Below are 26,181 nucleotides of genomic sequence, written 5' to 3'. Positions count from 1 at the left end.
TTTAAAACTCTACTTTAACATTTTGTCTTGCTTCTTCGCTTTGAACTTCATACATTGGTTCTTGAGTGAATTTAAACATTCCAGCTACTACATTGCTTGGGAATGATTCAATTTTAGTATTATAAGTTCTTACTACTCCATTGTAATAACTACGTGCATTAGCGATGTCTGTTTCAACATTGTTAAGTTGATTTTGTAAATCTAAGAAGTTTGTATTTGCTTTTAGTTCTGGATAATTTTCTGCTAAAGCAAATAATCTTCCTAAAGCGTTTTGTATTTCACCTTGTGCTTCTACTTTTGATTCTATTGTAGTTGCATTTACTGCACTATTACGTGCTTTAATAACATTTTCAAATGTTTGATTTTCATGTTTTGCATAACCTTTTACTGTTTCTACTAAGTTTGGTATTAAATCATATCTTTTTTGTAAATATACATCCATTGTTGAGAATGCTTCTTGAACTTGGTTTTTCAATGCCACCAATCCATTATAAATTGATACTCCATATATTGCAATTAAGACTATAATTGCAAGTATTATTAATATTACATACATATATTTTCCTCCTACGTTTTTTATAATTATACCATTTTTTTTATTTTTATTCTTTATAATAGCTTATATACAAGCTGTATGACTTATTATTTACATAAAAAAACAGGATTAAAATCCTGTTTTATTTGTCATCTTTTTTATTAAAAAAAGAAAAGTTATAGTTCAATAATTGATCTTCTTCTAGTTTTAAGTCTTTAGGTAAAGACATTTTACTTTTACTTAAGTCTGAGTAATTTACAACATTAATTTCTTTAGAGTTGATACAGTACATATTTGTCGAAGTTAATGATGGAACTACTCCATCACAAATGTTTGATAGTAATGTAACTTTGTTGTTATTATCTATTTTCATTAATCCAATTTCACTATTTACATCAATTATTGGATTATTACTTTCTTCATTACTTTCACTTGATACAACACCATATGTTACCATTGTTGAGCCATCTTCTATTTTCAAACTATCAAAGATGAATGTTTCATCTGAAGCTATTTGTTCTAAATCAATTAGTTCATTTTCTTTTACTTCTGATATTTTAACTATATTATCTTCTAAGTTTTCAATTATTACATTCACTTTTTCACTATTAACTAAAATATTTGATATTGTTGTTTCATCATCAAATTCATATAGTTTTGTTTCTGTTGTTTCTGATAATTTTCTTTTAGATAATATTGATGAATATTCGCCATCTTTATTTTCTGAATCATAAACATAGTAAAGTGTATCATTGTCTATTTTAGTTAGTATAATTGCTTCATCTAGCTCATAGTCTTGTACTTTTTGATAATCTGAATCTAATTTTCGTAGTATTTTTTTACTTTGTTGTCCTGTACTTACTGAAGATATAGTTAAATATGTATTATCATTATCAAAATTAATACTTTCAATAATCCAATTGCCTTTTAAATCATCACATGGATTAATTGTTTTAGCACTACCATCTTCTTTATATACTTGTAAAATACAACTAAATTCATCTACTACTATACTATTGTCAGAGTTATTAAACTTAGTATTCTTGTATACTCCATGTTTTAGGTTTGCATATTCTTTTACTTCACTATTGTAGTAAAGTTTAGCATCATTTATTTTTTGTAGTGAGTCTTCACTACTTTCTTTCTTGAATACTACCATGCCTATATCATCTACACTATTAGCTGTGCCCCCACATGCAGTTAATAATAATAACAGTAATGATAATATTATCTTTTTATTTTTTAGCAATTTGCATTCCTACTGTATTTAATCCAGTGTGAACTCCTACTGTAGGGACTAGAGTCTTTTGAACTACTGTATTATTTGGATATCTTGTATTTATATCTTTAAGTATCATTTCGCTTGCTTCTTGTGCATCAAATTGTGCAAGTAAAATTATATAATCTTTTAAATCTTTTACTTCTGCTAACATTAAGTCTACCATTTTTTTATAAGCTTTTTTTGATGTTCTTACTTTATCAGCAATCATCATTTTTCCACCATCATCATTATTAAGTTGTAGTATTGGTTTTATTTGTAACATTCCACCAATTTTGGCTGCTGTTGCAGACATTCTACCACTTTTACTTAAGTGATTTAGATCATCTACTATTAACATAGTTTTTGAAAGTGCTAAATCTTCTTGAACATGGTTTATTGCAACAATTGGTTGCATGTCATGATTTTCAATTAAATCTCTTACTTTTAATAGTGAATTTAGTTGTGAATATCCAACACTTTTTGAGTCTATAACATGTAATTCAAAGTTTAATAATTCTGCTTGAGCCTTAAAGTTTTCTTGTGTTTTTGATAATCCTGATGCTATGCCTGAAAAGATTGCTCTTTCATAGCCATCATTTTTAAGTTTTTTTATAAGATCTTCCATTAAGCCTGGACTTGGTTGTGATGTTGATGTTTGTTTATTTAATTCTAATGCATTATATAAATTATCTATATCTAGGTTAACACCTTCTTGGTAATCTTTATTATCAATAATGATATTTAATGGTAAAAAATATAATCCTAGTTCTTTTGCTTCCTTTTCACTTAAAAATGAAGCACTATCTATAATAAATGCTGTTTTTCTCATTGTTATTCCCCCTATTTTTATTATTTAAGCATTGAAATATCTACTATTTGTAATCCTACTGAATCTAATCCAACATGAACTCCAATTGTTGGTGAAAGGTTATATCTTTCTATTTCTAATTCTGGATATACTTCATGTACTATTTTCTCTAGCTCTTTTGCTACATCTTTACCATAGAAATCTGCTATTAAAACAACACTATTGTTTAGATTAAAAGGTTTAAGTGTTAACTCTACCATTTTTTTCAAGGCTTTTTTTTCTGTTCTAACCTTTTCCACTGAATCTATTTGTCCATCTTTTTCTAAAACGAGTTTAAGTATTGGTTTTATTTTTAACATACTTCCAAGTGCTGCTGCAGCTGGTGTAATTCTACCACCTCTACTTAAATGAAATAAGTCCCCAACTGAAACTGTAGTCAATGATTTTAAAGCTTCACTTTCTTGAACATACTTTATAGCTTCTTCAATTTCCATTTTATCTTCTTCTATTAATTTTCTTGCTTTAATTAAAGGATATTTAGAGGCATTACCAACACTTTTAGAATCTATATTATATACTTTAAAACCATCTTCTTTTGCAGTATTAATAACATTTTCTTGTGTTTTTGATAATCCTGATGCTATTCCAGAAAATACAGCTTGATCATATCCCTCACTTTTAAGTTGTTCTACTAACTGTATCACTTCTCCAGGACTAGGTTGTGATGTTGAAACATTTCTTTTGTTTTCAATTGCTTCTTTAAGCATATCTAAGTCTAATGTTTTTCCTTCTAAATAGTCCTCTCCCTCAATTATTACATGTAATGGCATATAATGAAATCCTAATTTATTTGCTTCTTCTTCTGTCAAAAAAGATGAGCTATCAAGTATGTATGCAGTTTTCTTCATTTTTTAATTCTCCTTATCTTTAATAAATATGTTTTTAATTTTATTTATTATATTTAATATTGGTCGATAGTTTTTTGAAATCATTCCCGTTTTCTCGACAAATAATTCTATTATCACTGCTATTACTATTAACATTGCAAGTGATACTCTTTTATTTATTAGATAAATATAAGATACTTGTGAAAAGTAAAAGGTAATAGTGTATATTGTTAATACTGTTTTTAATTGTGTTAAATTCATTTTGTACATTAGTGTATGATGCAGATGTTCTTTGTCTGGTGTTGAAAAGGAAACACCTTTTAATCTTCTTCTAATTATCGATAAAAATGTATCTAGTATTGGGATAGCTAAGATGAATATAGCTGGTCCTAGTGTTAAAAAGGCTGATGATTTAAATCCTAATAAGGAAATTGTTGCAATCATAAATCCTAGAAAGAGAGCTCCGGTGTCTCCCATAAAAATACTAGCTGGATAAAAGTTATAATAGAGAAAGCCTATTACTGAGCCTAAAAGTAGAAGAGATATTAAAACGATATCTTCTCTACCAAGAATAAAGGCCATCATTGCAAAGGTAGATAAGATAATTGTGCATACTCCTGCACATAATCCATCTAATCCATCTATTAAGTTAACTGCATTAGTTATTCCTATAATCCATAATATTGTTATGAATGTTGAGAGCAATCCAAAATTGATGACAAATCCACCAGGTATATTAATATGACCTATTCTTATTTGTCCATAAAAGACTACTACTAATGTTGCAACTATTTGAAATAATAGTTTATTTCTTGCACTCATTTCTACCATATCATCTATAACACCACTTAAAGCTATGATAAAACCACCCATTAGCATTGCCATAATTGCTCGATCACCTTTTACGGTAAAAAGACAACCAATCATAAAGGCACTATAAATAGCAAGTCCTCCTAAACGTGGGGTTACTTTTGTATGTACTCTTCTAGCACCAGGTTTATCTACTATCCATAATTCTTTAGCTACTATTTTTACTACTGGAACTAATAATAGTGATGAAATAAGGGCTATTGCAAATCCTATGACATATGTACTTAACATGTAATCTTTCCTTTAATCAAAATATGGTTTTCTTTTTCCTTCATAAACATCAAATACTATATCAAGTTCTTTTATATCGTTTTTAAATGATAATGCTGGTAATTGTTCTCTTTTAAAGAAGTCTACATCATCAGTTTCAATTAATATATTGTCTACTTTATCTATAATTTTTGCACTAATATAAATAGCATACTCACTTACTGAAGTAGCATGAACTTTCGAGCGGTTAAATATTGCTAAAAGATCTTGAACTTCAACATTATAACCACTTTCTTGTAATACTTCTTCTATACCATTTATACTCAAATTCTTGAATACTTCACACCAGCCTCCTGGTATAGAGTATTTCTGTTCTTTTATTTCTCTTACTAATAAATACTTACCTTCTTTTTCTACTATTACCCTAACACTAACATTAGGTGTTGGATAAATATCTTTAACATAGTAATTATCTCTATCTAAATTAATGTTTTGATAATCTTCTAACATTTGTTTAGATACCTTTTCTATTTCATCGTAATTTTCTAATGCATATGGATCTTGAGAAAAAGTCTTACCAATTTTAGCAATAGCTTGCATTCTTAAGATATATTCTATCATTTCCATTATTAATTATTAAAGGCATCAGGTAAGTCATTTTCTAATAATACATAACTACCTGGCTTTCTGACTTTATTCATAACATTAAAGGCATCATATATTTTATTAACAACATATACATTTTTCATGTTAAAGCCAGTTTCTTCTAAACCATCATATATTGGTTTAGTTTGTTTTCTTCCTACTAAAATTACGATATCTGCTTTTGATTTAAAATACTCTCCAAAACTTTTATTATAGTATTCTTGCTTATCACCTAAATCTATCATTCCAGGTGTAATTACTATTCTTTGACCTGGCATCATTTCTAAAACATCTAATGACATTTTACTTGATACTGGATTTGAGTTAAAAGCATTATCTATAATTGTAAAGTCTTTTTGTTTTTTTACTTCTAATCTATTAGGAATATAATTTAATTGCTTTATAGCAATAATTAATTCTTTAACTGCAATATCAAAGTGAATTCCTATAGCAATTGCTGCTAATATATTATATATATTATGTCTTCCTAGCAATCTAGTTTCAAAGTGAATATCTTCATTATTTATTGCAACATCAAATGAAGTTCCATCTTTAGAATACTTTATATTTTTAGCCATAATATCTGCTTCATTATCAATTCCATACCATATTTGTTTAGCTTTACTTGTGATATTATATTCTCTTATAAATTTCTCATCTTTATTTAAAACGACTAAGCCATTAGCATCCATTAACTCTACCATCTGCATTTTTTCTTGAATGATATTTTCTTGCGTTTTAAATGTTGCTAGGTGTGCTTGTCCAATTGATGTAACTATACCTATTTGTGGTTTAACAAAATTAAACAATTCTGTTATTTCACCAACTTTATCAGCACCCATTTCACAAACAAATATCTCATGTATTGGTTGTAAATAATTATTAATTGTTATTGAGATTCCTAATGGTGTATTAAAACTAGCTGGTGTAACTAATGAGTAGTATTTTTTTGATAATATCTCATTAATAATGTTTTTACTACTAGTTTTTCCATAACTTCCTGTAATTCCTATTTTAGTAAGATTGTTATAAGAAAATAGCTTATCTTGCGCTTTTTTCATAAAACGCTTTTTAAAAGTATTTTCTATTGGATAATTAATTATTGCTACTAAAGATATTACATGCATTTGATATAAATTAAAGATAAACATTAAGAATATTAATAGAAAATAATTACTTTTAATAAAGTACAAAAGGATAATAAATAATATATATAATATTATCCATGTGAAAATTTGTCTTTTAACCCTATTAGTATAAACTAAAGGTTTTATTACTGTTTTATATTTATTTTTATTTGTTTGATTAATTACCTGAATTGCAATAACACTTGCGATGCAAAAAGTTCTTACTTCAAGTGAGAATGGTGGTATTGAAAGTATAGCAATGATAAACCATGTAACCATAATATATAATGGATATGTTTTAGTAACATTTGCTTTTTCCCACTGTCTAAGTCTTACAAGTTCATATCTATTTTGTTGAAACATATGTAATGCTTGCAACATAAACCTTACTACTAATACTGTATAAGTGATTAGGGCAAGAATTGTTAAAATAAATAATATCATTATTTATCATCTTCCTTTCCTAAAAATTCCAACATATCTTTATTAAATCTATCGATATTTTCTAAATATGCATAGTGTGTAGCATTTTGATAAATTTTAAGCGTTGCATTGTGCATCTTATCTTCCATCACTTTTGCCATCCACACAGGTGTTGCATCATCATTAGATCCAAATATTAGTAAGACTGGGCATGTTATTTTACCTAAATATGATTCTAAATCTTCATTTACAGCATTCTTTAAAATACCTTTCATCACTGGTGAAGAATTTTTATAATCTTCACTTCCTGCATTATCCATTGCCTCTTGAATATAATATTTTATAAAGGGCACATTTTTAAATATTTTAAAGAATTTGTATGTATAAACTCTAAAGTAATACAATGGTGTTTTTTTATCAATTAGACCTGCAGCTCCTGTTAACACCATTTCCTTTACAGGATTTTTTCGTGCTGCATACTTTATAGCTATTCTACATCCAAATGAATGTCCTATAATAATTGGATTGTCTATATTATTTATTTTCACAAATTCTTCTAAAAAATTTGTATAATCATCTATTGTATATGCCTTTGATGGTTCATCGCTATGACCAAACCCAGGCAAATCTATATTGTATACATGATATTGGTCTTTTAAACCTGCAACTATTGAATACATCATTTCTAAGTTTTGACCCCAACCATGCATTAATATTACTGGTTGTCCATGACCTATTTCTTCATAGTTAATTATCATATTATCTATCGTAACTTCCATATAACTCTACCTTTCTATATTTTAAGTTTTCTTATCTATTATAACATGTTTTATAATTTCAATGCTACATACATTTATAATTAATTGCCTAGTGTCCTTTTTAAAATCTTCTATTTATCTTATTATTATATTAATAACTAAAACTCACAACAAGAACAAAAAAACACTATCTAATCATTAACTTTTTTACACATAGTTAATTTCTATAACTATATTGAAATATACAAGTTAAACGTATTCTTTATTATACAATTATAATAGTTGCACAATTTCATGTTTTACAAGTTAATTAACAAACTAATATAGCATATTGTGAAAATTTGGTTTATAATGTTATTAGTTAAATAATTAGTTTATAGGAGGACATATTATGATTAATACAAAAAGATTAGTAGATAACTTTTTAAGTTATATTCAAATCGATAGTGAATCTGGAAATGAAAAAGAAATGTGCGATTATCTAGCAAAACAACTTATGGAGTTAGGTTTTGAAGTAATTATTGATAATGCTGGTGAAAAAATTGGTTCTAATGGATACAATGTTTTTGCTAAAATGGCTGGAGATAGTTCTAAAAAACCATTATTATTATCTGCTCACTTAGATACAGTAACTCCTGGTAATGGAATTAAACCTATTATTGATGGTGATTTAATTCATACTGATGGAAGTACTATTCTTGGTGGAGATGATAAAGCTGGAGCTGCAATAATTGTTGAATGTATGCAAACAATTGTTGAGAATAATTTATCATCTAGACCTGTAGAAGCTGTTTTTTCTATCTTTGAAGAAGGTGGACTTAAAGGAGCTAAGAACTTTGATACTACTCAATTAACTGCTCAAGAAGGTGTTGTTATTGACTCTGGTGGTCCAATTGGAACTATCATTACAAAAGCGCCTGCTCAAGATGCTTTTAAAGTTTTAATTCATGGTAAACCTGCTCATGCTGGTCTTGCACCTGAAGAAGGTATAAGTGCAATTCAAATTGCTGCTAAAGCTTTAGAAAACATGAATTTATATCGTATAGATGAAGAAACTACTGCAAACTTTGGTTATATTTGTGGTGGTGGTGCTACTAACATCATTACTGACTTAGTTGAACTAAGAGGTGAAACTAGATCTTTAAGTATTCCTAAATTAGAAAAACAAACTGATTCTATGATTAAAGCTTTAGAGGATGCTGCTATTGCTTTAGGTGGAACTACTGATATTGAAGTTACAAGAAATTATGATCCATTAGTAATTGATGAATCTTCTAATATTGTTGTTGAACTTCAAAAAGCTTTTAAAGCTAATAATTTAGAACCTTTACTTAAATCTACTGGTGGTGGTAGTGATACAAATGTCTACTATGCTGGTGGAATTAATTGTGTAAATATTTCATGTGGTATGGACAAAGTGCATACTACTGAAGAAAAAATATCTATTTTAGACATGGAAAATACTGCAAAATCATTATTTACTTTATTAACTCAATAATAGTTAAATAATCGAGTAGATACTAATCAGTCTTTTAATTAGATCACTCACATACCACCATACATACCATTCGGTATACGGCGGTTACAATTTTTTTATATGTTACCTTTGATTATATAGTTAGTTTAGATTTAAGTAACCTAAATTTTCTAAATACTCGTTGGTTAATGAACGACTTAATATAGGACTGTTGGATATTCTCCACAGTCCTTTTCTTGTATTTGCATATTACCCTGCCTTACCTTTGGGTATACCTAATTTCACAAGATTATTAAACTTTGTTTTGTTTGGCAAACTCATCCAATTTATAATACCTTATATGATCATGTTCTTCGAGTCAAGATTTTGTCTAGAACTTTCTTTTGTTGAGACTTGCGACTTTCTCCATGTTTTCGACTAGTGGTTTGTAGTTACAAACCACTTCAGTAAACTTTCATCACATAGTTAAATGACATGTTCCTCACACACAAAAAAGCCAATATTCTTTCTGTATTACGGCTTTTTTTGTGTTATTTTATATATTCACATCTGACATTTAAGTTACTATTATATGTAAAATTATCGATACTATAGGCTTTTATATTGAACCTATCTTTATTAAAATCATTAATATTAAATGCATCTTTATTAAAATCATTAATATTAAATGCATCATTAAAACTTAATATATCCAGATTAAATATTGAATCAACAAGAAATACTTTTGTATATATTGTAATTGATATATATACACCTTATACTGAAGTAATTAAAAATATCTTTCCCATGCTAAAATAACATTCGATAGATTTCATATTTATCAGAATTTAACTAGAGCCTTTAATAAAACTAGAGTTGTAATTATGAATGCAGATGAAAAAAATAGAAATAAGTTCAAAAATTTTTGAAAACCTATATTACAGTTAAAAAAGAATCTTTCATAAGTGATGTTTAAGCATGCAACCTTTAATTATAAGTTTACAAACAATAAAGCAATTCTAAATTATTTAATCGAGAATAATGAGGACTTTAAAAATAATTATGAAATATATCAAGATTTACTATTTTCTTTAAAATATAATAATATGGAAATTTTTAAGAAAACAATTGATCAGCCTAATAAATTAGCTTAAGATAAAATTAAAACTTGTATATCTACCTTTATTAAGTATTTTGAATATATAAAAGATAGTTTCAGTATTAAGTATAATAATGGAATAATAGAAGGTACAATATCTAAATTCAAGAAGTTAAAAAAAATATCTTGTGGCTTTAGAAGATTTGAAAGATTAAAGACTAGAATAATGATACAAGAATTATTAATTGTATAGAAAAAGCATAAAAAAAAGGGGCTGTAATGCATTAGCATATATAGTCCTATACAATAAAAGGAAGAATGTTTACTCAATGTAGAGAAAACATTCTTCCTTTTTAGTATAATTGATATATGAATACCGAATTACTCAATAACAATTATGCTTTTAATTATAAACCAGTTCAGCTTATTTTACCACTAGAAGTAGAAGTAATTTCACCAGCTGATGATGTAGTACATTCATTTGTAGAACTAATGAAAGGATTTAATTTATCAAAATACATAACTCGATCATACCATAGAGGTAATCAAGGGTATGATCCTACAATGATGTTACTAGTTATTTTATTTGCATATACTAACCAAATTTATTCTTTAAGAAAAATAGAACAAGCATGTAAAACAGACATACGATTTATGAGTCTTTGTAATATGAAGACTCCATCTCACAATGCTTTCGCAACATTTATAAATGAAAATTTAGTTGATAAAAATATAGAAAATATATTTTATGATATAAATAAATATATTATCTCTTGTGATGATTCAATTGATACTTCAAAACTTTATATAGATGGTACTAAATTTGAAGCCAATGCTAAAAAGACTAGTTTTGTATGGCGTAAAGCTGTTGAAAAATTTCAACAAAAACTATTTACTAATGTTTCAACTTTCATAGTAGAATATAATAAATGTTATGATCAATATTTTCCAGTTAAAAATAAATATAAATCAACATACTTAAAAACAATAGTAGAAGATATTGAAATAAATATAAAAAAACAAAAAATTGAGTTTGTTTATGGAAAAGGATCTAGAAAACACGATTTACAAAGAAAACATGAAAAAATAAATGATTATTATTCAAGATTAGCTAAATATGAAGAACATTTTAAAATATTTGAAAATAGAAACAGTTACTCTAAAACTGATCATGATGCCACTTTCATGCACATGAAATATGATTATTATAACAATACTGGAGTTTTTAAACCAGGGTATAATATCCAAGTAGGAGTTTCAAGTGAATATATAATGGTTGCAGATATATTTCAGTGTGCCAATGATTTGAGAACATTCATTCCATTAATGGATTTGTATAAATCTAAATATAAAAGTTATCCACAGTATCCAGTAGGTGATGCTGGATATGGTAGTTTTGAAAACTATAAATATTGTAAAGAACACAATATGGAATTAACTTTAAAATACCCATTATTCAATAAAGTTAATTTTGATAAAACTTTTGTTAAGAAGAAAAAATATCAAGCTATTAACTTTAAAACATCAGAAAATGGATTCAAAATTTGTCCTGAAAATCAAGAGTTTAATGTTTTAATAAGTGAAAATATAATAGATGTAAATGGCTACGGAAAAAAACAATATAAATATGAATGCACTAAATGTAATGACTGTCCAGTCAAATCAGAATGCACTAAAGCTGCAGGAAATAGAATGATAACAGTTACACCTGAGCTTGAAGAAATGTACAAAAAAGTAAATGAAAACCTTACAGGAGATTTTGGTAGTAACTTAAGAAAACAAAGAAGTATCCAAGCAGAAGGAACATTTGGAATAATTAAACAAGATTATCAATACACTAGAATACATAGAAAAAAGATAGAGAATGTCAAAACTGAGCTTTTACTAATATGTATAGGATATAACATAAAAAAATATCATAATAAAAAAAGCAGAATTAAGCTTAATTGATATATTTAAACTTAATATCGTGATAGGCTTTTTAATAATGCCTTTTTTTATGAAATATACTAATAACTGAACAAATTCTGTATTAAAACTAAAAAAGCTATAATGCATGATTATTAAATCAATGCATTACAGCTCCTTTTACTAACTCATGTATCAAATAGTAAAACTTCATCCTATTGACAAAGAGCCATTAAATTTATAGAAAATTATACAATCTTTAGTAAATATATGTTGAGTTGTACTGTACTAAAAAAGTTAATTGTGTTTTTAAAGTTGTATAATTTGCTAGCTTTTATTTAGTAGCTAATTGTTCTACTAATTTTGGTAATACTTCAAATAAGTCTCCTACGATTGCAACGTGTGCTACATCAAAGATTGGTGCATATTTATCTTTGTTTATTGCTATGATAAAGTCTGCTTTGTCCATTCCTGCTGTATGTTGTACCGCTCCTGAGATTCCACATGCTATGTATACTTGTGGTCTTACTGTTTTCCCTGTTTGTCCTACTTGGTTTGGTTTGCTTATCCAGCCTGCATCTACTGCTGCTCTTGATCCTGCTACCACTCCACCTATTTTATCTGCTACTTCTTGTAGTACATTGAATCCTTCTGCGCTTCCTACTCCACGCCCTCCTGAGATGATTATTTCTGCTTTTGAAATATCTACTCCTTCATGTACTCTTGCTACAAATTCTAATACTTCTTCATTGATGTCTGCTTTTGTTAGTTTCGCATCAAATTCGATTATTTCTCCAGCTTTATTGTAATCTGGTTCGTTTTTATTCATTACTCCTGGTCTTACTGTTGCCATTTGTGGTCTATGATCTGGACATATTATTGTTCCAAATAAGTTCCCTCCAAATGCTGGTCTTGTTATCCATAGTAATTTGTTTCCTTCATCTTCTGGATCTACTTCGATTATTGTTGCATCTGCTGTTAATCCTGTTTGTATTCTTGCTGCTACTCTTGGTCCTAAATCTCTTCCTAGTGTAGTTGCTCCTATGAATAATCCATCTGGCTTATATTCTTTTATTATTGCTGCCATTGCTTTTGTATATGGTTCTGGTACAAAGATATCTAATGTTTCATCATCTACTACTATTACTTTGTCTGCTCCATATGCTATTACTTCTGTTGCTAATTCTTTTACTTTGTTTCCTAGTAATATTCCCACTACTTTATATCCGTCTGTTCTTTTTACTAGTTTTGTTGCTTCACTGATTAATTCTAATGATACATCAGCGATTTTTCCTTCTTTTTGTTCTATAAAGACATAATAGTCTTTTGCTAATTCTATATCGTACATCAAGCAATCCTCCTAAATAAAGTGTCTTTCTGCAAGCTCAGCTTTGATTAGGGCTGCTGCTTCTGTAGCTGTTCCTTCAAATGGTTGCGCTTTAGCACTTGCTTCTTTTGTAAATGTTTTTCTTACTTTTGTTGGTGATCCTTTTAACCCGATATTTGCTAAATCTACTTCGATATCTGCTAAAGTCCATTTTACTATTTCGGCTTCATATGCATCAACTATTCCTGCTGTATGCATATATCTTGGTTTGTTCATTTCTTGTAATGCTGTTATTAAACATGGTAGTTGCACTTTTACTACTTGATATCCATCTTCAAATTGTCTATGTACTGTGATATCTGTGTCGCTTATTGCTTCTACTTTTTCTACGTATGTTACGTGAGGTATGTGTAATTTCTCTGCTGATTGTGGTCCTACTTGTGCTGTATCTCCATCTATTGCTTGTCTACCAGCTATTATTAAATCGTAATCTAATTTTGCTAATGCTCCTGCTAATGTTGATGATGTTGCCCATGTATCCGCTCCTGCAAACTTTCCATCTGATACTAATATTGCCATGTCTGCTCCCATTGCTAGGGCTTCTCTTAACATGATATCTGCTTGGGGTGGTCCCATTGTTAAGACTGTTACACATGCTCCGTTTTGATCTTTTATTTTTAGTGCTTCTTCTAATCCAGCTCTATCATCTGGATTCATTATACTTTTTACACCATCTCTTATTAGTGTACCTGTTTCATAATTAATTTTAATTTCTGTTGTATCAGGTACTTGTTTTAATAATACTACGATATTCATCAAGTCTACCTCCTGTTATTTTAATAAAGCTGCTGAGATTACCATTCTTTGTACCTCAGAAGTTCCTTCATAGATTTCTGTTATTTTTGCATCTCTCATCATTCTTTCTACTGGATATTCTCTTGTATATCCATATCCTCCGAATAATTGGACAGCTTTTGTTGTTACTTCCATTGCTGTTTCTGCCGCAAATAATTTTGCCATTGCTGCTTCTGTTGTGTATGGTAATTTCATACTTTTTGCAGTTGCTGCTTTATATACTAACAGTCTTGATGCTTCTATTTTTGTGTTCATATCTGCTAATTGGAATTGTGTATTTTGGAATGCTGATATTGCTCTTTTGAACTGTTTTCTTTCTTTTGTATATTTTACAGTTTCATCTAGTGCTCCTTGCGCTATTCCTAGTGCTTGTGCTGCTATTCCTATACGTCCACCATCTAGTGTTTTCATTGCAATTCCAAATCCTTTTCCTACTTTTCCTAGTAAGTTTTCTTTTGGTATTCTGCAATCTTTCATTATTAATTCTGTTGTTGCTGATGCTCTTATTCCTAGTTTTTCTTCTTTTTTACCAATTGAGAATCCTGGAGTTGTTGCTTCAACTATAAATGCTGAAATCCCTCTTGTTCCAATTGATTTGTCTGTCATTGCTATGATGATATATATATCGGCAACTCCACCATTAGTTATGAAGATTTTTGATCCGTTTAATACGTATTCGTCTCCTTCAAGTACTGCTGTTGTTTGTTGTCCTGATGCATCTGTTCCTGCGTTTGGTTCTGTTAATCCAAATGCTCCTAATTTACTACCATTTGCTAATGGTACTAAATATTTTTGCTTTTGTTCTTCTGTTCCAAACATATAAATTGGACTTGCACATAGTGAAGTATGAGCTGAGACGATTACTCCTGTTGTTCCACAATATTTTGATAATGTTTCAACACACATTGCATATTCTAAATCTGTTGCTCCTGCTCCTCCATATTCTTTTGGGAATGGAATCCCCATAAATCCGTATTTTTTTAATAATTCAACTGTTTCAGTTGGAAATCTTTCTTCTTCATCGATTGCTGCAGCAATTGGTTCTACTTCTTCCTGCGCAAATTTTTCAAATAGTTCTAAAAACAGTTCTTGTTTTTTAGTTAAAGTAAAGTCCATTATTTCTATCCTTTCTTTGGTGGCATAAGTGTAGCAGTCCCCTCGATCACTACAACTCCATCTTGATTAGTACATTTTGTTGTAAATTTAACGATATTTTTTTCAGTAAGCATTTCACTTACTTCTACTGTTGCAGTAATTGTATCGTTAAAATATACTGGTCTTTTAAATTTCATATTATTTTCCATGAAAATAGTACCAGGTCCAGGCATTTGCATACCGAACACTGTTGAAATTAAAGATCCACATAACATACCGTGGGCAATTCTTGCTTTAAACATTGAGTTTTTTGCATATTCATCGTTGATATGTGCAGGGTTTAAATCTCCACATACACCAGCGAAAGTGTAAACATCACTTTCTGTGATTGTTTTTGTGAAACTAGCATTCATTCCTAGTTCTAACATATCTATTGTATAAGACATGATTATTCACTCCATTCTTTCTTAATATAAACCAGTTACGTAGTAAAATGCAATTACAACTACTACTGAAATAATTGGTGCTACTATAGTGTTAAACGCAATATCTTTATATGATTCTTTGTGAGTTAAATGAGTAACTGTTAATAATGTAATTACTGCCCCACAATGAGGTAAACTATCTAAACATCCTGCTGCTAATAAAACGACACGGTGAACTACTTCTGCTGGGATTCCATAAGTGTTCATTAAAGTTAGGAATTCATCACCAAATGTTTCTAATGCTAATGCAGTACCTGCTGATGATGATCCTACAACTGCAGCTAAACATGTTGTAGCTAAAGCCATTTGTGCTAATGGTAAGATTGGTAATCCAATTAATAGTGTTTTTAATGTTGCAAAACCTGGCATTAATTTGATAACTCCACCATAACCATTTTCTGAACCTGTATTGAAAATTGGAAGTAATGATCCAACTGTTCCTTCTGTTAATGTTTGGTTTACATTTGAAATGTATTTTTTGTAAACGATTAATCCTAAAATTGTTGAGATTGAAATTGATGCTGTAATTGGCCAAATTGGGTTAACTACTTTTAATGCTGCATCCATATCTACTGGATATTGTCCTGTGAAATATTCAATCATATTTGGTTGGAAGAACCACCAAGTAAAGAAATAATTTAAGATAAATACTAAGATCATTGGTAAGAAACTCATAAATACTGAAGGAAGTTTGCTATCTTCTTCATGTAATACGATATGATCATTATGTTCTCCATATCCTTCTGAAACTGCTTCAGCTTGTTTTGCTCTTCTTGTTAAGTACCACATACCTAATCCAAATACTACTAATGCTGCTATTATACCAAGTATAGGTGCTGCATAGATTGTTGTTCCTAAGTATTTTGTCGGGATTGCATTAATTGATTGTGGTGTACCTGGTAATGCTGTCATTGTAAATGTAAATCCACCTAATGCAATTGTTGGTGCGATTAATCTTTTTGGAATATCTGCTTTTCTAAATAGCTCTACTGCTATTGGATAAACTGCAAATACTACTACGAATAAGCTTACTCCACCATAAGTTAGTATTGCTGTTGCTAATACTACAATTAAGATGGCTTTTTTATCATCAATATATTTTGTTAATGACATTGCAACTACTTTAGCTGCTCCACTGTTACCCATTATTTTCCCAAATATTGATCCTACTAAGAACAATGGGAAATATGATTTAACAAATGATACTAATGAAGGCATAAAGTCTTCAGTTAATGAATAAAGTGGGTTTGTTCCAGTTGCAATAAATGCCGTTATCATTGCAAGTACTGGAGCAATCATGATTACACTCATACCTTTGTATGCAAAATACATTAGTGATAGTAGAGATAATACAATAATTACTACGCCTAAAATGTCCATGTTTAATCCTCCTATTTAAGTTTTAGGTTCATTTTATCTTCATTGAAGATTGATGAATCCATGATTTTTAAGTTTTCGCTGACTACTGGTCTAAAATCCATTTCTTGTAGTACATCTTTTTCTAAGTCCATTCCTGGAGCAATTTCGATTAATCTTAATTTTTTGTTTTCTCTATCTAAATCGAAGACAGCTCTTTCTGTTACATACAATACTTCTAAATTATTATCTATTGCATATTGACTTGAGAATGTAATTTGTTCCACATTTTCAATGAATTTCTTTGTGTGTCCTATTTCGTTTATTTTTAATTCATTGTTTTCTACTGTTAATTTTGCTCCTGCTTTAAATGTTCCACAGAATATTACTTTTTTAGCGTTTTGTGAAATATTAATGAAACCACCTGCACCTGCAATTTTAGGGCCAAATTTTGATACATTTAAGTTTCCATATTGATCTGTTTGTGCTAATCCTAAGAACGTACAATCAATTCCATTACCATCGTAAAAGTCAAATTGATAGTTTTGAGTTAAGATCATTTCTGGACACATACTTGCTCCAAAGTCTAATCCACCTTGTGGCACTCCACCAATAATTCCTGGCTCAACTGTTGGTGTAAAGTGTTCTTCTACACCTTCTTCATTTAAGACATTTGCTACCATCTCTGGAATTCCTATTCCATAATTTAAAACAGCATCAGATTTTGATAATTCCATTGCTGCTCTTCTAGCAATAATTTTTCTATCTGATAATTTTACTGTTGGTAGTTTAATTTCTTTACCTGAGTTTTTTACAAATTCTTCATTATAATCTGTATGGAATGTTTGCATTTGATATTCTGGATTAGTTGCAACTACAACATAATCAACTAAAATTCCTGGAACAACAACTGTTTTTGGATCAAATGTTTCATCTACAACAGCTTCAACTTGAACAATTACTATTCCTCCATTATTTTTAGCCGCTTGAGCCATTGATAAACTATCAGTAATTAATGGTTCTTTAGCAAAACTAATGTTTCCTTTTTTATCAGCATAAGTTCCTCTTATTAAAGCTACATCTGCATTAAATGAGCTGTATTTTAATAATTCACTACCATCATCATCAATAAATAATTTAACTAAATCATCTTTACACTCTTTGTTTAGTTTACCACCCTCAATTCGTGGATCTACAAATGTGTTAAGTCCTACCTTTGAAACTATAAATGGCACTTTTGCTGCACTTGTTCTAATTAATCTTGCCATTATTCCTTGAGGGAAGTTATAAGCAGCAATTTTATTTTCAAATACAAGCTTAGTGATTTTTGGTGAAAGACCATAATGTCCTCCAATAGTTCTTTTTACTAGACCTTCGTGTGCTAAGTGATTTAATCCTTTATCTTTTCCATCACCTACACCAGCACAAAAGATTAATTCTAAGTCTTTTGGGCTTTGTTTTTCTAAGTAATTTTTTTCTATTTCTAGAAGTAATTCTTCTGGAACTCCCGAACCAATAAATCCACTTACCATTACTGTAGCTTCATTTTTAATAAGGCTTGCAATTTTACTACTTGCAATTATCTCCATTTTTTTATCATCCTTTCAATCAGCATTTCTTCTGCTAACTTTATTATAGGATTTGCAACTCTATAATTAAAATATATAAATTTTATAATTAACTTCAAAAATATTTATTTTCATTGTATACTTAATTTATGATATAATAGAAAAAGGTGACTAAAAATGATAGATTTACAAAAACTGTATTATTTTGTTGGTATTGTTGACAGTGATTTAAAGCTTTCTAAAGCCAGCAAACATTTAAATATTTCTCAACCTTCATTAAGTATGACTATTGATTATTTAGAAGAAAGATTTCATGAGAAATTATTAGTAAAGGAAAAAAATAAGTTTGTACGTTTAACTTTAGCTGGAGAAAAACTTTATAAAAAATCAAAAGATTTACTAGAAAATGCTAATCAAATGGTTATTGATATTGAAGATGCTGATTATTTATCAGGACATTTATCAATTGCTATTCCTCCAGTTACACAACCAATTGTAACTCCAAAAGTTATTCCTCAATTCAAAAAAAAATATCCTAACATTGATGTTACAATCTACGAAGAAGGTGCATTTATTGGGCGAAATAGGCTATTAGAAGGCGAATTAGACTTTGGATTTTTAACTTTATTTTTATCAGAAGATGAGTTTGATTCCTTTGTTATTTATGATAGTGACTTAGTTTGTATGTTAAGAAATGATCATCCATTAGCTAGTAAAAATGTCATTTCTACTAAAGATATTGCAGCTTATCAATTGATTGGTTTAAATGAAACATTTACTCTTTATAAGATGATTGATGTCTATTTTAATAATCATGGATCTAAGCCAAATTACTTTCAAACTACTTCTAGATGGGATTATGCTTTAGAGATTGTTTCTAATAATCCAGAGTATAATTTTCTTACTATTTTACCACTTCCACTTTCTAAAATTTATAATAATGATGACATGACTTATATTAAATTTTTTGATAAATTTAAGTGGCAAGTAAACTTATCATATAATAAAAATAAACTTTTAAGACCAGAGTGTTTACTGTTTATTGACTTTGTGAAAAAATTCTTTAATAGTTCACAAGACAAATAAATACCATATCTTAACACTCGTATAACACCATTTAGTATTTATTAATCTTATGAATTTATAAAAAAAATCAATAAATAGCATTAGTATAATTTACTTTTGTTGTTTATTGATTTTCTATATAAGTTTAGTTGATAGACTTTAGTTAATAAATAATTGTCAAATGGTATTTTTTTATAATTTTCCTTTATTTTTTTATACAAATCTCTCTAGATATATACATAATGAATAAAAAATGTACTTATTTATTGAAAATAATAATATGTATTATAAATTAATCATATAAAAAAATCACGTTTTTACGTGATTTTCTTTGTGTTTATCCTTGAGTATATTTAAATAATAGGTAAATAATTACTGCTATCATTATAAGAAGAACTGTATTTATTACCATATCTATTGTAGATCTTTTCTTCTTTTTTTTCGTTCCTTTTTCTAAATCACTTAAATCTAATGTTTTAGTTGACATAGAATTTTCATCATTTGGTCCTAATGCCATGCTTAAAGTATCACTTAATCTTTCATTATTTCTTTTTGTGTTACTCATTATTGTATTTTCTGTATCTATTTGAGGTTGGGTATTGATTATTTGTGTATCATTAGTATGATGACCTTGATCATTATCATCATTTATATGAGTATCTTCATATTCTGCTTCATGTGAAAGTGATTCCATTTGTGAATTTAAATGTTTAAATAGATCTTGTGTATCTTGTATTTCTATTTCATCAGTAATATCATCATCTTGCTCTTGATTATTTGTAAAGAATTTTGAAAACATTAATGTATCATCTAAGTTTTGGGGTTCTTCTATAGTATCAGTTTCTGGTATTTTAACTTCTGGTTCTTCTATTTCTGCTTCTATTTCTGCTACTTCTTCTTTTTCTACTGCTTGTTGTTCTCTTGATGCTATACCTTGTCTAATTTGATCTAAGAAGTTTTCATTTTCTCTTGTAAAGTCTGTTACTACATCATAGTTAACGATATCCTCGTTATTATTAACTTTATCAAATTCATCTTTTAAATCAGTTGGCTTAGTATCTGGAATTGTTTCTATTTCATCTTTTACTATTAATGAAGAATTATCTCTTTCTTGAGAAATTGATTTAGGTTCTATTATTTCTATATCATCTTTTTCTTTAAGATCACTATAGTTAACTTCTTTAGCATCTACACTTTTTACAGAAATGCTGTTTTCTCTTAAATTCTCATATAGCTTTCTAGAATTAGCTTCAAAACTGAATGCACCTTTTTGTTTATTTGAATTTGTTGGTTGATTTTTATCAACAATTATTACTTCATCTAAATCAATAGGTTGTTCTTTTTCACTATTTCTATTTGAAATTTGATTTTTAGCAATTTCTTCTTTTATATTTTCTACACTATATTTAGGATCATTATTTTTGATGCTTTCTTTTAGTTCTGATACTGAAATTACCCTATCGAAAGGATTATCTGTATTTGTTTTCTTGGTACCTCTTAGCTCATCAAAGTACTGACTTGCATCATTGGTTACCTTTTTATCTTCTGCTTTCTTTTCTTCTACACCAAGCATTTTTTGATATTCGGCATCACTTTTAACTCTACTTTTAGCCAATTTCATCACCTCTTATATTGATTTTACTTGCAATCTCTTTTATTTTTCTAAGTCGATGGTTCATACCCGATTTAGATATATTTTCATTTGTTATGTCATTATATATTTCACATAATTCATTTAAACTTGCATCTGGGTTTTCTAATCTTACTTTAGCAATTAATCGAAGCTTTTCTTCTAGTGCATCCAATCCTATTGTTTTTTCTATATTACTTATCATTTCAATTTGTTGGTTTGCTGCTTTTTGAACTTTTTGTTCATTTGCTACATCCATATTATTCATTCTATTTAAAGAATTAATAAAATCTCTTTGTAGTCTAACATCTTCATAATGAAATGTCGAGCTTGTGGCTCCTATATAATTTAAAAAATCAACTATTTCCCTTGATGATTTTAAATATAGCACATAATTTTTTCTTCTTTGTGTCATTTTAAAGTTAATATCTAAAGGATAACGGCCTTTATTAAGCTGTTCTATCATTTTCAACAAATTTAATAAATGCTCTTTATCATTTGATTGTATTTCTAAGTGATAATTTGAGTTTTGTGGTGAGTTAACTGATCCTGCTGCTACAAAGCTACCTGCTAAATAAGCTTTATGACAACCTTCATTTTTTAAGTACTCTTTTGCAATTACATCTGTAAAGGTAAATCCGTCCATCAATTTTAAATCATCTAATATCATTAAGGCTTTATCTACAATTTTTAAGGTATAAACATTTCCTTTATTTAACTTCATTTTTTTTGACACTATAATCTGTGTTTCTATCTTATATACTTGTTTAAGTATTTCGTATATATACTTAATTATTGTGACATTTTCAAATGATATATTGACACTTACACCACTTTTATTTATTCCAAGTGTGCTATTAAGTTTTATTATAGCACTAATAAATGCCTTTTTACAACTTTCATCTAAATCATTTTGACAAAGTTCTATTTTTACGTCTCTTGAAAAAGACATGAAATATCCTCTCCTAGTAATTTCTTTATTTTTTTGGGACTATGCATTATTTTATTTTCTTCATCTATTTTTGCAATATCATATTCTATAATTTTTATTCTCTTATCAATTTTCTCTTTATTATAAATTACTGGATATGCTTTTTTATGTGAGTATCGTTCTAGAGCTTCTTGACTAATCTTTTGATTATTCACTATTATAACATCTATTCCAAGAAAACCTAAATGGTTATTGATTGATTCAACATAATCACTTAGTTTATAATTATCTGTTTCTCCAGGCTGTGACATTAGATTTGCAAAATATATTTTTCTTGCTCGTGATCGATACAGTGCTCTTCGTATTTCAGGGATAATTAAATTTGGAATTAAAGATGTATATAATGAACCGATACTATATATTATTATATCGGCTTTGCGAATAGCTAAAACAGCTTCTCTTGTTGCAATAACATTATTTACATACTCTATTCGCTTTATTTTTTGACCTATTTTTCCAATTTGTTTTTCGCCTACTACTTCTTGATTATTTTCTAATGTGGCCTTTATATCTACTACTTGGCTTGTACTAGGTATTATATTACCTCTAACATTGAATATCTCTGATAGACTCTCTATTGTTTTTATCAAATTACAATCAGTAGATTGATAAAGACCAGCTATCATTATATTCCCTAATGAGTGGCCACTTAATCCACCTTTATCAAAACGATATGATAACATTTTATCCATGTCAGATGGTGCATTAGACAATGCTAATAATACATTTCTGATATCCCCAACTGCTGGCATGTTTAATTCTTCTTTTAATGTTCCAGTACTACCACCATTATCTGCAACTGTAACTATACAATCAATTCTTAATCTTTCTAAATCTTTTATTCCTTTTACAAAGTGTGATAAACCTGAGCCACCACCAATACATACAACATTTAATATACTAGGTGTTTTTCTTCGCATTTCGATGATCTGTTAAGACACTATAACTTTTTTCATAATGTCTTGCTAAGTAATTAGCAATTGTAACTGAACGATGTTGACCTCCAGTACAACCAATACCAATTACTAAGTAACTTCTATTTGTATTTTTTTGTTGTTGTATGCAATAATCTAAAAATGGAATAAGTATATTTAAAAATTCAGTTGTTTGTGGTTGTTTTAAAACATAATTGTATACCTCTTTATTATTACCTGTTAATTCTTTTAATGCTGGAATATAATATGGATTTGGTAAAAATCTAACATCAAAAGCATAATCTAGATCATTTGGTATACCATGTTTATATCCAAAAGATACAAAATCTATAATAAATCGAGGATCAATCATTTTATCAAAAGACCTTTTTAGTTTATTTCTAAATTCATCTACAGTTAAATCAGTCGTTTCAATTATTATTGTTGCAAATTGTTTAAATATGCTTAGCATTTCTTCTTCTTGTTTTATAGCATGTTCTAATGACTCATTCAGTACTGTTAATGGGTGTTTTTTTCTAGTTAGTTGATATCTTTTTATTAATTCTTTTTTGGAAACATCTAAATATACTATTTTAAATTTTAACCAATCTAAACCACCTAATCTATCTAATTGTGCTTTTACTTGATCTTCTGTTAGTAATAGTGTGTTAATACTTATTGAGTACTTAAGATATTTTGAATTACAATTCAAATCTACCATAACTTCATATAAGCTATTTATTGGTAAGTTATCTATTGTATAATATCCTGCACTTTCAAAATAGCGATTTGCTGTAGTTTTACCAGCACCACTCAATCCTACTACTATGATTAGCTCTTTTACATCCATATTGACCCTCCTAGTTCTTGTTATCTATATTTTATCATATTATATAATAAAAAAGAGTGTTGCCACTCTTTTGTTGTAATAATTATTATCTTCTTTTTTCTTTAATTCTTGCAGATTTACCTGATCTTTCTCTTAAGTAGAATAATTTATTACGTCTAACTTTACCACGTTTAATAACTTCAATTTTTTCAATTTTTGGTGAATGTATTGGGAAAGTTCTTTCTACACCTACACCGTTTGAAATTTTTCTAACTGTATAAGTTTCTGCGATTCCTCCACCTTGACGTTTAATAACTACACCTTCAAAGACCTGAACTCTTTCACGAGTACCTTCAATGATTCTTACGTGTACTTTTACACTGTCTCCAGAGTTAAATTCTGGAAGATCTGTTTTAAGTTGTTTTTTTGTTAATTCTTTTACAATTCCTAAATTCATTTGCTTCACGCTCCATCTGTATGTTAATTGCTTCTGTGAATATACTATATATAGCCAGCGCACAAAAGATTACCTTTTATAATAAGGCTCTATTATTTTACCTTATATTATTAATATTTGCAATACTCTACTTATGAAAAACGTTTATTTTTTAATATAAGGGCCGCCTTATATTTATAGATTTCTTTTACTATTGAGCTATCTACTTCATATTTGCCTTTACCTAAAACTAAACTATCTCTTATTTTAAGGTTGATGTCTATTATATCTAAGTATTTTACATTACACTCTTTATTATATTCTTTTTCTAAATTAATATTTATTGCTACTATCCAATTTTCTATTGCTTTAAAAAATTCATTACTTTCTAAGTTATCTAAATCTTGTAATTTAGGAATATCTTTTTCTAACCAAAGTAAAAGGTCATCTTCTTCTTTTATTAGATAGGGATTTTCTAATATATCTTCCATAAATTCTTCTTTAGTACTTATTATTTCAAATAACTTATCAAATACTTCTCTAGTTATAGCTCCTGCCTTTAGATTTTCAAGCTCTTTTATATTATTTGAAAATAAGTCTAGATATATTTGTTTTAATGCTACTGCTTTATAATCTTCTTTATCTATAACTTCAAAGCTCATTTGTATACTTCCTTTCTAGTTTATCTTTTTAAAGTATCCATCAAAATATTGTACATATTGATTTTTATATAAATTAATTTTTTGTTGTTCATCTATTATTTCATTATATTCTTCTTCAACACCAATTGGACCATTATATATTTCTACAAAGCCATTCATATCTTCTTCATCGCCCACTACATATAATCCTTCTTCTATATCATACCCTACTTTATACATTGCTTCTTTAATATCATGTTGTGGATTTAAGCTTTCATATAATTCTTTACCACTATTATAACCTAAGTCTTTAATTTGATCTAATGTAAGTAGAAGTCCTCCTTCAAGCATAACTTTAAAGTCTTTTTTTATGTAAACATAACCATAACTATAGATCATTCTTGAATCAAAGAGTTCATTGTTATTCTTTACCAAATCTAAATAGACATCTTCACTTAAAGCAAGAATATAATATTCATTTTCTTTAATTGTTCCAGGTTCATACTCACCTGCTTTTATTCCAATTTCTTTAATTTTTTCTAGTAAATCAGTATTAATATATTTAATTGTTAATTCTTCATCAATTATTTCTAAATTCTTGTTGTGTATTTCATTTATTATATTGATTAATTCATCATTTGTAATATTACTATCTAGCTGTGTTTTTATATTATCTAGAAACCAACTTGGAGGATTTTCATTAATTTCCTCTAATATTTGTTCAACTTTATATATCATATAATCACTTTTCACTTGATATCCTCCTACATTTATTTATATTTATTATACTATAGATTTTGCACAGTTGCTTGCTTATGCAAAAGAATATTTATTTTATATCATTTTTTGTGTGCTCTTTTATTTTTATTGTATATGTAATTTCTGTAAAAATGTACAATAAATTATTATTTTTTCAAATATATGTTTATTTGTTTGTTTTTTCACAAGTTATAGTCGTGTTTGTTGTTGATTTAGCATTAGTTAATTGCTATTATTGTTTTA

26 protein-coding genes and 1 pseudogene are annotated in these 26,181 nt (G+C 28.2%); 6 read left to right on the top strand and 21 right to left on the bottom strand.

The window, feature by feature from the left end; translation table 4 throughout:
• Window position 1: 1 nt before the first annotated feature.
• The 8 genes from ACD762_RS00355 to ACD762_RS00320 form a co-directional block, all read right to left on the bottom strand.
• The gene (locus ACD762_RS00355) at window positions 2–556 is read right to left on the bottom strand and encodes a LemA family protein (RefSeq protein WP_423363832.1); all 555 of its coding nucleotides are present in this window, start codon (window positions 554–556) and stop codon (window positions 2–4) included.
• 121 nt (window positions 557–677) lie between these two features.
• The gene (locus ACD762_RS00350) at window positions 678–1,784 is read right to left on the bottom strand and encodes a hypothetical protein (protein WP_423363831.1); all 1,107 of its coding nucleotides are present in this window, start codon (window positions 1,782–1,784) and stop codon (window positions 678–680) included.
• The gene (locus ACD762_RS00345) at window positions 1,771–2,625 is read right to left on the bottom strand and encodes a DegV family protein (protein WP_423363830.1); all 855 of its coding nucleotides are present in this window, start codon (window positions 2,623–2,625) and stop codon (window positions 1,771–1,773) included. Before ACD762_RS00345 ends, ACD762_RS00350 begins: the two co-directional genes overlap by 14 nt.
• A 20-nt stretch (window positions 2,626–2,645) precedes the next feature.
• Window positions 2,646–3,512, bottom strand: coding sequence for a DegV family protein (locus ACD762_RS00340; protein ID WP_423363829.1), 867 nt, complete (start codon window positions 3,510–3,512; stop codon window positions 2,646–2,648).
• 3 nt (window positions 3,513–3,515) lie between these two features.
• On the bottom strand, window positions 3,516–4,592 hold the full coding sequence (locus ACD762_RS00335; protein ID WP_423363828.1) for an MraY family glycosyltransferase: 1,077 nt from the start codon (window positions 4,590–4,592) through the stop codon (window positions 3,516–3,518).
• A 12-nt stretch (window positions 4,593–4,604) separates the two neighbouring features.
• Complete coding sequence (locus tag ACD762_RS00330) at window positions 4,605–5,198, bottom strand: NUDIX hydrolase N-terminal domain-containing protein (protein ID WP_423363827.1); 594 nt, start codon at window positions 5,196–5,198, stop codon at window positions 4,605–4,607.
• 2 nt (window positions 5,199–5,200) lie between these two features.
• Entirely contained in the window at window positions 5,201–6,787 is a 1,587-nt protein-coding gene (locus ACD762_RS00325) for a UDP-N-acetylmuramoyl-tripeptide--D-alanyl-D-alanine ligase (protein ID WP_423363826.1), read from the bottom strand.
• Window positions 6,787–7,545 (bottom strand): alpha/beta fold hydrolase, encoded by a 759-nt coding sequence (locus ACD762_RS00320; protein WP_423363825.1) that lies wholly within the window; start codon window positions 7,543–7,545, stop codon window positions 6,787–6,789. Before ACD762_RS00320 ends, ACD762_RS00325 begins: the two co-directional genes overlap by 1 nt.
• Window positions 7,546–7,915: 370 nt before the next feature.
• On the opposite strand from ACD762_RS00320, the gene ACD762_RS00315 reads away from it, so the two are divergent.
• From ACD762_RS00315 to ACD762_RS00295, 5 genes and pseudogenes are all read left to right on the top strand, one after another.
• On the top strand, window positions 7,916–9,022 hold the full coding sequence (locus ACD762_RS00315) for a M20/M25/M40 family metallo-hydrolase (RefSeq protein ID WP_423363824.1): 1,107 nt from the start codon (window positions 7,916–7,918) through the stop codon (window positions 9,020–9,022).
• 764 nt (window positions 9,023–9,786) lie between these two features.
• Window positions 9,787–9,945: pseudogene (locus tag ACD762_RS00310) on the top strand (transposase); the annotation flags it as partial.
• A 3-nt stretch (window positions 9,946–9,948) separates the two neighbouring features.
• Window positions 9,949–10,134, top strand: a complete 186-nt coding sequence (locus ACD762_RS00305) for a hypothetical protein (RefSeq protein WP_423363823.1) — start codon at window positions 9,949–9,951, stop codon at window positions 10,132–10,134.
• A 6-nt stretch (window positions 10,135–10,140) separates the two neighbouring features.
• Window positions 10,141–10,332: a transposase gene (locus tag ACD762_RS00300; RefSeq protein ID WP_423364700.1), complete on the top strand. Its 192-nt coding sequence runs from the start codon at window positions 10,141–10,143 to the stop codon at window positions 10,330–10,332.
• A gap of 116 nt (window positions 10,333–10,448) precedes the next feature.
• Entirely contained in the window at window positions 10,449–12,038 is a 1,590-nt protein-coding gene (locus ACD762_RS00295; RefSeq protein WP_423363416.1) for an IS1182 family transposase, read from the top strand.
• A gap of 283 nt (window positions 12,039–12,321) precedes the next feature.
• Here the strand turns inward: ACD762_RS00295 and ACD762_RS00290 are convergent, their stop codons facing one another.
• From ACD762_RS00290 to ACD762_RS00265, 6 genes are read right to left on the bottom strand one after another with little or no spacing between them, the layout of a single operon-like run.
• Window positions 12,322–13,335, bottom strand: coding sequence for an electron transfer flavoprotein subunit alpha/FixB family protein (locus ACD762_RS00290; protein WP_423363822.1), 1,014 nt, complete (start codon window positions 13,333–13,335; stop codon window positions 12,322–12,324).
• A gap of 12 nt (window positions 13,336–13,347) precedes the next feature.
• Window positions 13,348–14,130, bottom strand: a complete 783-nt coding sequence (locus ACD762_RS00285) for an electron transfer flavoprotein subunit beta (protein ID WP_423363705.1) — start codon at window positions 14,128–14,130, stop codon at window positions 13,348–13,350.
• A gap of 15 nt (window positions 14,131–14,145) precedes the next feature.
• Entirely contained in the window at window positions 14,146–15,285 is a 1,140-nt protein-coding gene (locus ACD762_RS00280; RefSeq protein WP_423363706.1) for an acyl-CoA dehydrogenase, read from the bottom strand.
• A gap of 5 nt (window positions 15,286–15,290) precedes the next feature.
• Complete coding sequence (locus tag ACD762_RS00275) at window positions 15,291–15,710, bottom strand: MaoC family dehydratase (protein ID WP_423363707.1); 420 nt, start codon at window positions 15,708–15,710, stop codon at window positions 15,291–15,293.
• A gap of 21 nt (window positions 15,711–15,731) precedes the next feature.
• Window positions 15,732–17,129, bottom strand: a complete 1,398-nt coding sequence (locus tag ACD762_RS00270) for a GntP family permease (RefSeq protein WP_423363821.1) — start codon at window positions 17,127–17,129, stop codon at window positions 15,732–15,734.
• Between the two features lie 11 nt (window positions 17,130–17,140).
• Window positions 17,141–18,694: an acyl CoA:acetate/3-ketoacid CoA transferase gene (locus ACD762_RS00265; protein WP_423363820.1), complete on the bottom strand. Its 1,554-nt coding sequence runs from the start codon at window positions 18,692–18,694 to the stop codon at window positions 17,141–17,143.
• A gap of 156 nt (window positions 18,695–18,850) precedes the next feature.
• Here ACD762_RS00265 and ACD762_RS00260 point away from each other — a divergent pair, with 156 nt between their 5' ends.
• The gene (locus ACD762_RS00260; protein WP_423363819.1) at window positions 18,851–19,759 is read left to right on the top strand and encodes a LysR family transcriptional regulator; all 909 of its coding nucleotides are present in this window, start codon (window positions 18,851–18,853) and stop codon (window positions 19,757–19,759) included.
• A gap of 316 nt (window positions 19,760–20,075) precedes the next feature.
• Here the strand turns inward: ACD762_RS00260 and ACD762_RS00255 are convergent, their stop codons facing one another.
• The 7 genes from ACD762_RS00255 to ACD762_RS00225 form a co-directional block, all read right to left on the bottom strand.
• Window positions 20,076–21,353 (bottom strand): hypothetical protein, encoded by a 1,278-nt coding sequence (locus tag ACD762_RS00255; RefSeq protein ID WP_423363818.1) that lies wholly within the window; start codon window positions 21,351–21,353, stop codon window positions 20,076–20,078.
• The gene (whiA, locus tag ACD762_RS00250) at window positions 21,346–22,320 is read right to left on the bottom strand and encodes a DNA-binding protein WhiA (RefSeq protein WP_423363817.1); all 975 of its coding nucleotides are present in this window, start codon (window positions 22,318–22,320) and stop codon (window positions 21,346–21,348) included. Before whiA ends, ACD762_RS00255 begins: the two co-directional genes overlap by 8 nt.
• A complete protein-coding gene (locus ACD762_RS00245) occupies window positions 22,299–23,279 on the bottom strand; it encodes a gluconeogenesis factor YvcK family protein (RefSeq protein WP_423363816.1) in 981 nt (326 codons plus the stop codon). The genes whiA and ACD762_RS00245 overlap by 22 nt, the downstream gene beginning before the upstream one ends.
• The gene (gene rapZ / locus ACD762_RS00240; protein WP_423363815.1) at window positions 23,260–24,123 is read right to left on the bottom strand and encodes an RNase adapter RapZ; all 864 of its coding nucleotides are present in this window, start codon (window positions 24,121–24,123) and stop codon (window positions 23,260–23,262) included. The genes ACD762_RS00245 and rapZ overlap by 20 nt, the downstream gene beginning before the upstream one ends.
• Window positions 24,124–24,208: 85 nt before the next feature.
• Window positions 24,209–24,559, bottom strand: coding sequence for a 50S ribosomal protein L19 (gene rplS / locus ACD762_RS00235; protein WP_423363814.1), 351 nt, complete (start codon window positions 24,557–24,559; stop codon window positions 24,209–24,211).
• A gap of 131 nt (window positions 24,560–24,690) precedes the next feature.
• On the bottom strand, window positions 24,691–25,200 hold the full coding sequence (locus ACD762_RS00230; protein WP_423363813.1) for a hypothetical protein: 510 nt from the start codon (window positions 25,198–25,200) through the stop codon (window positions 24,691–24,693).
• A 15-nt stretch (window positions 25,201–25,215) separates the two neighbouring features.
• Window positions 25,216–25,932: a hypothetical protein gene (locus tag ACD762_RS00225; RefSeq protein WP_423363812.1), complete on the bottom strand. Its 717-nt coding sequence runs from the start codon at window positions 25,930–25,932 to the stop codon at window positions 25,216–25,218.
• Window positions 25,933–26,181: the final 249 nt, after the last annotated feature.

The organism is Mycoplasma sp. P36-A1, from assembly GCF_049478495.1.
Lineage (GTDB): Bacteria > Bacillota_I > Bacilli_A > JAJDGJ01 > JAJDGJ01 > P36-A1.
This window is presented reverse-complemented; position numbering and strand designations above follow the sequence as displayed.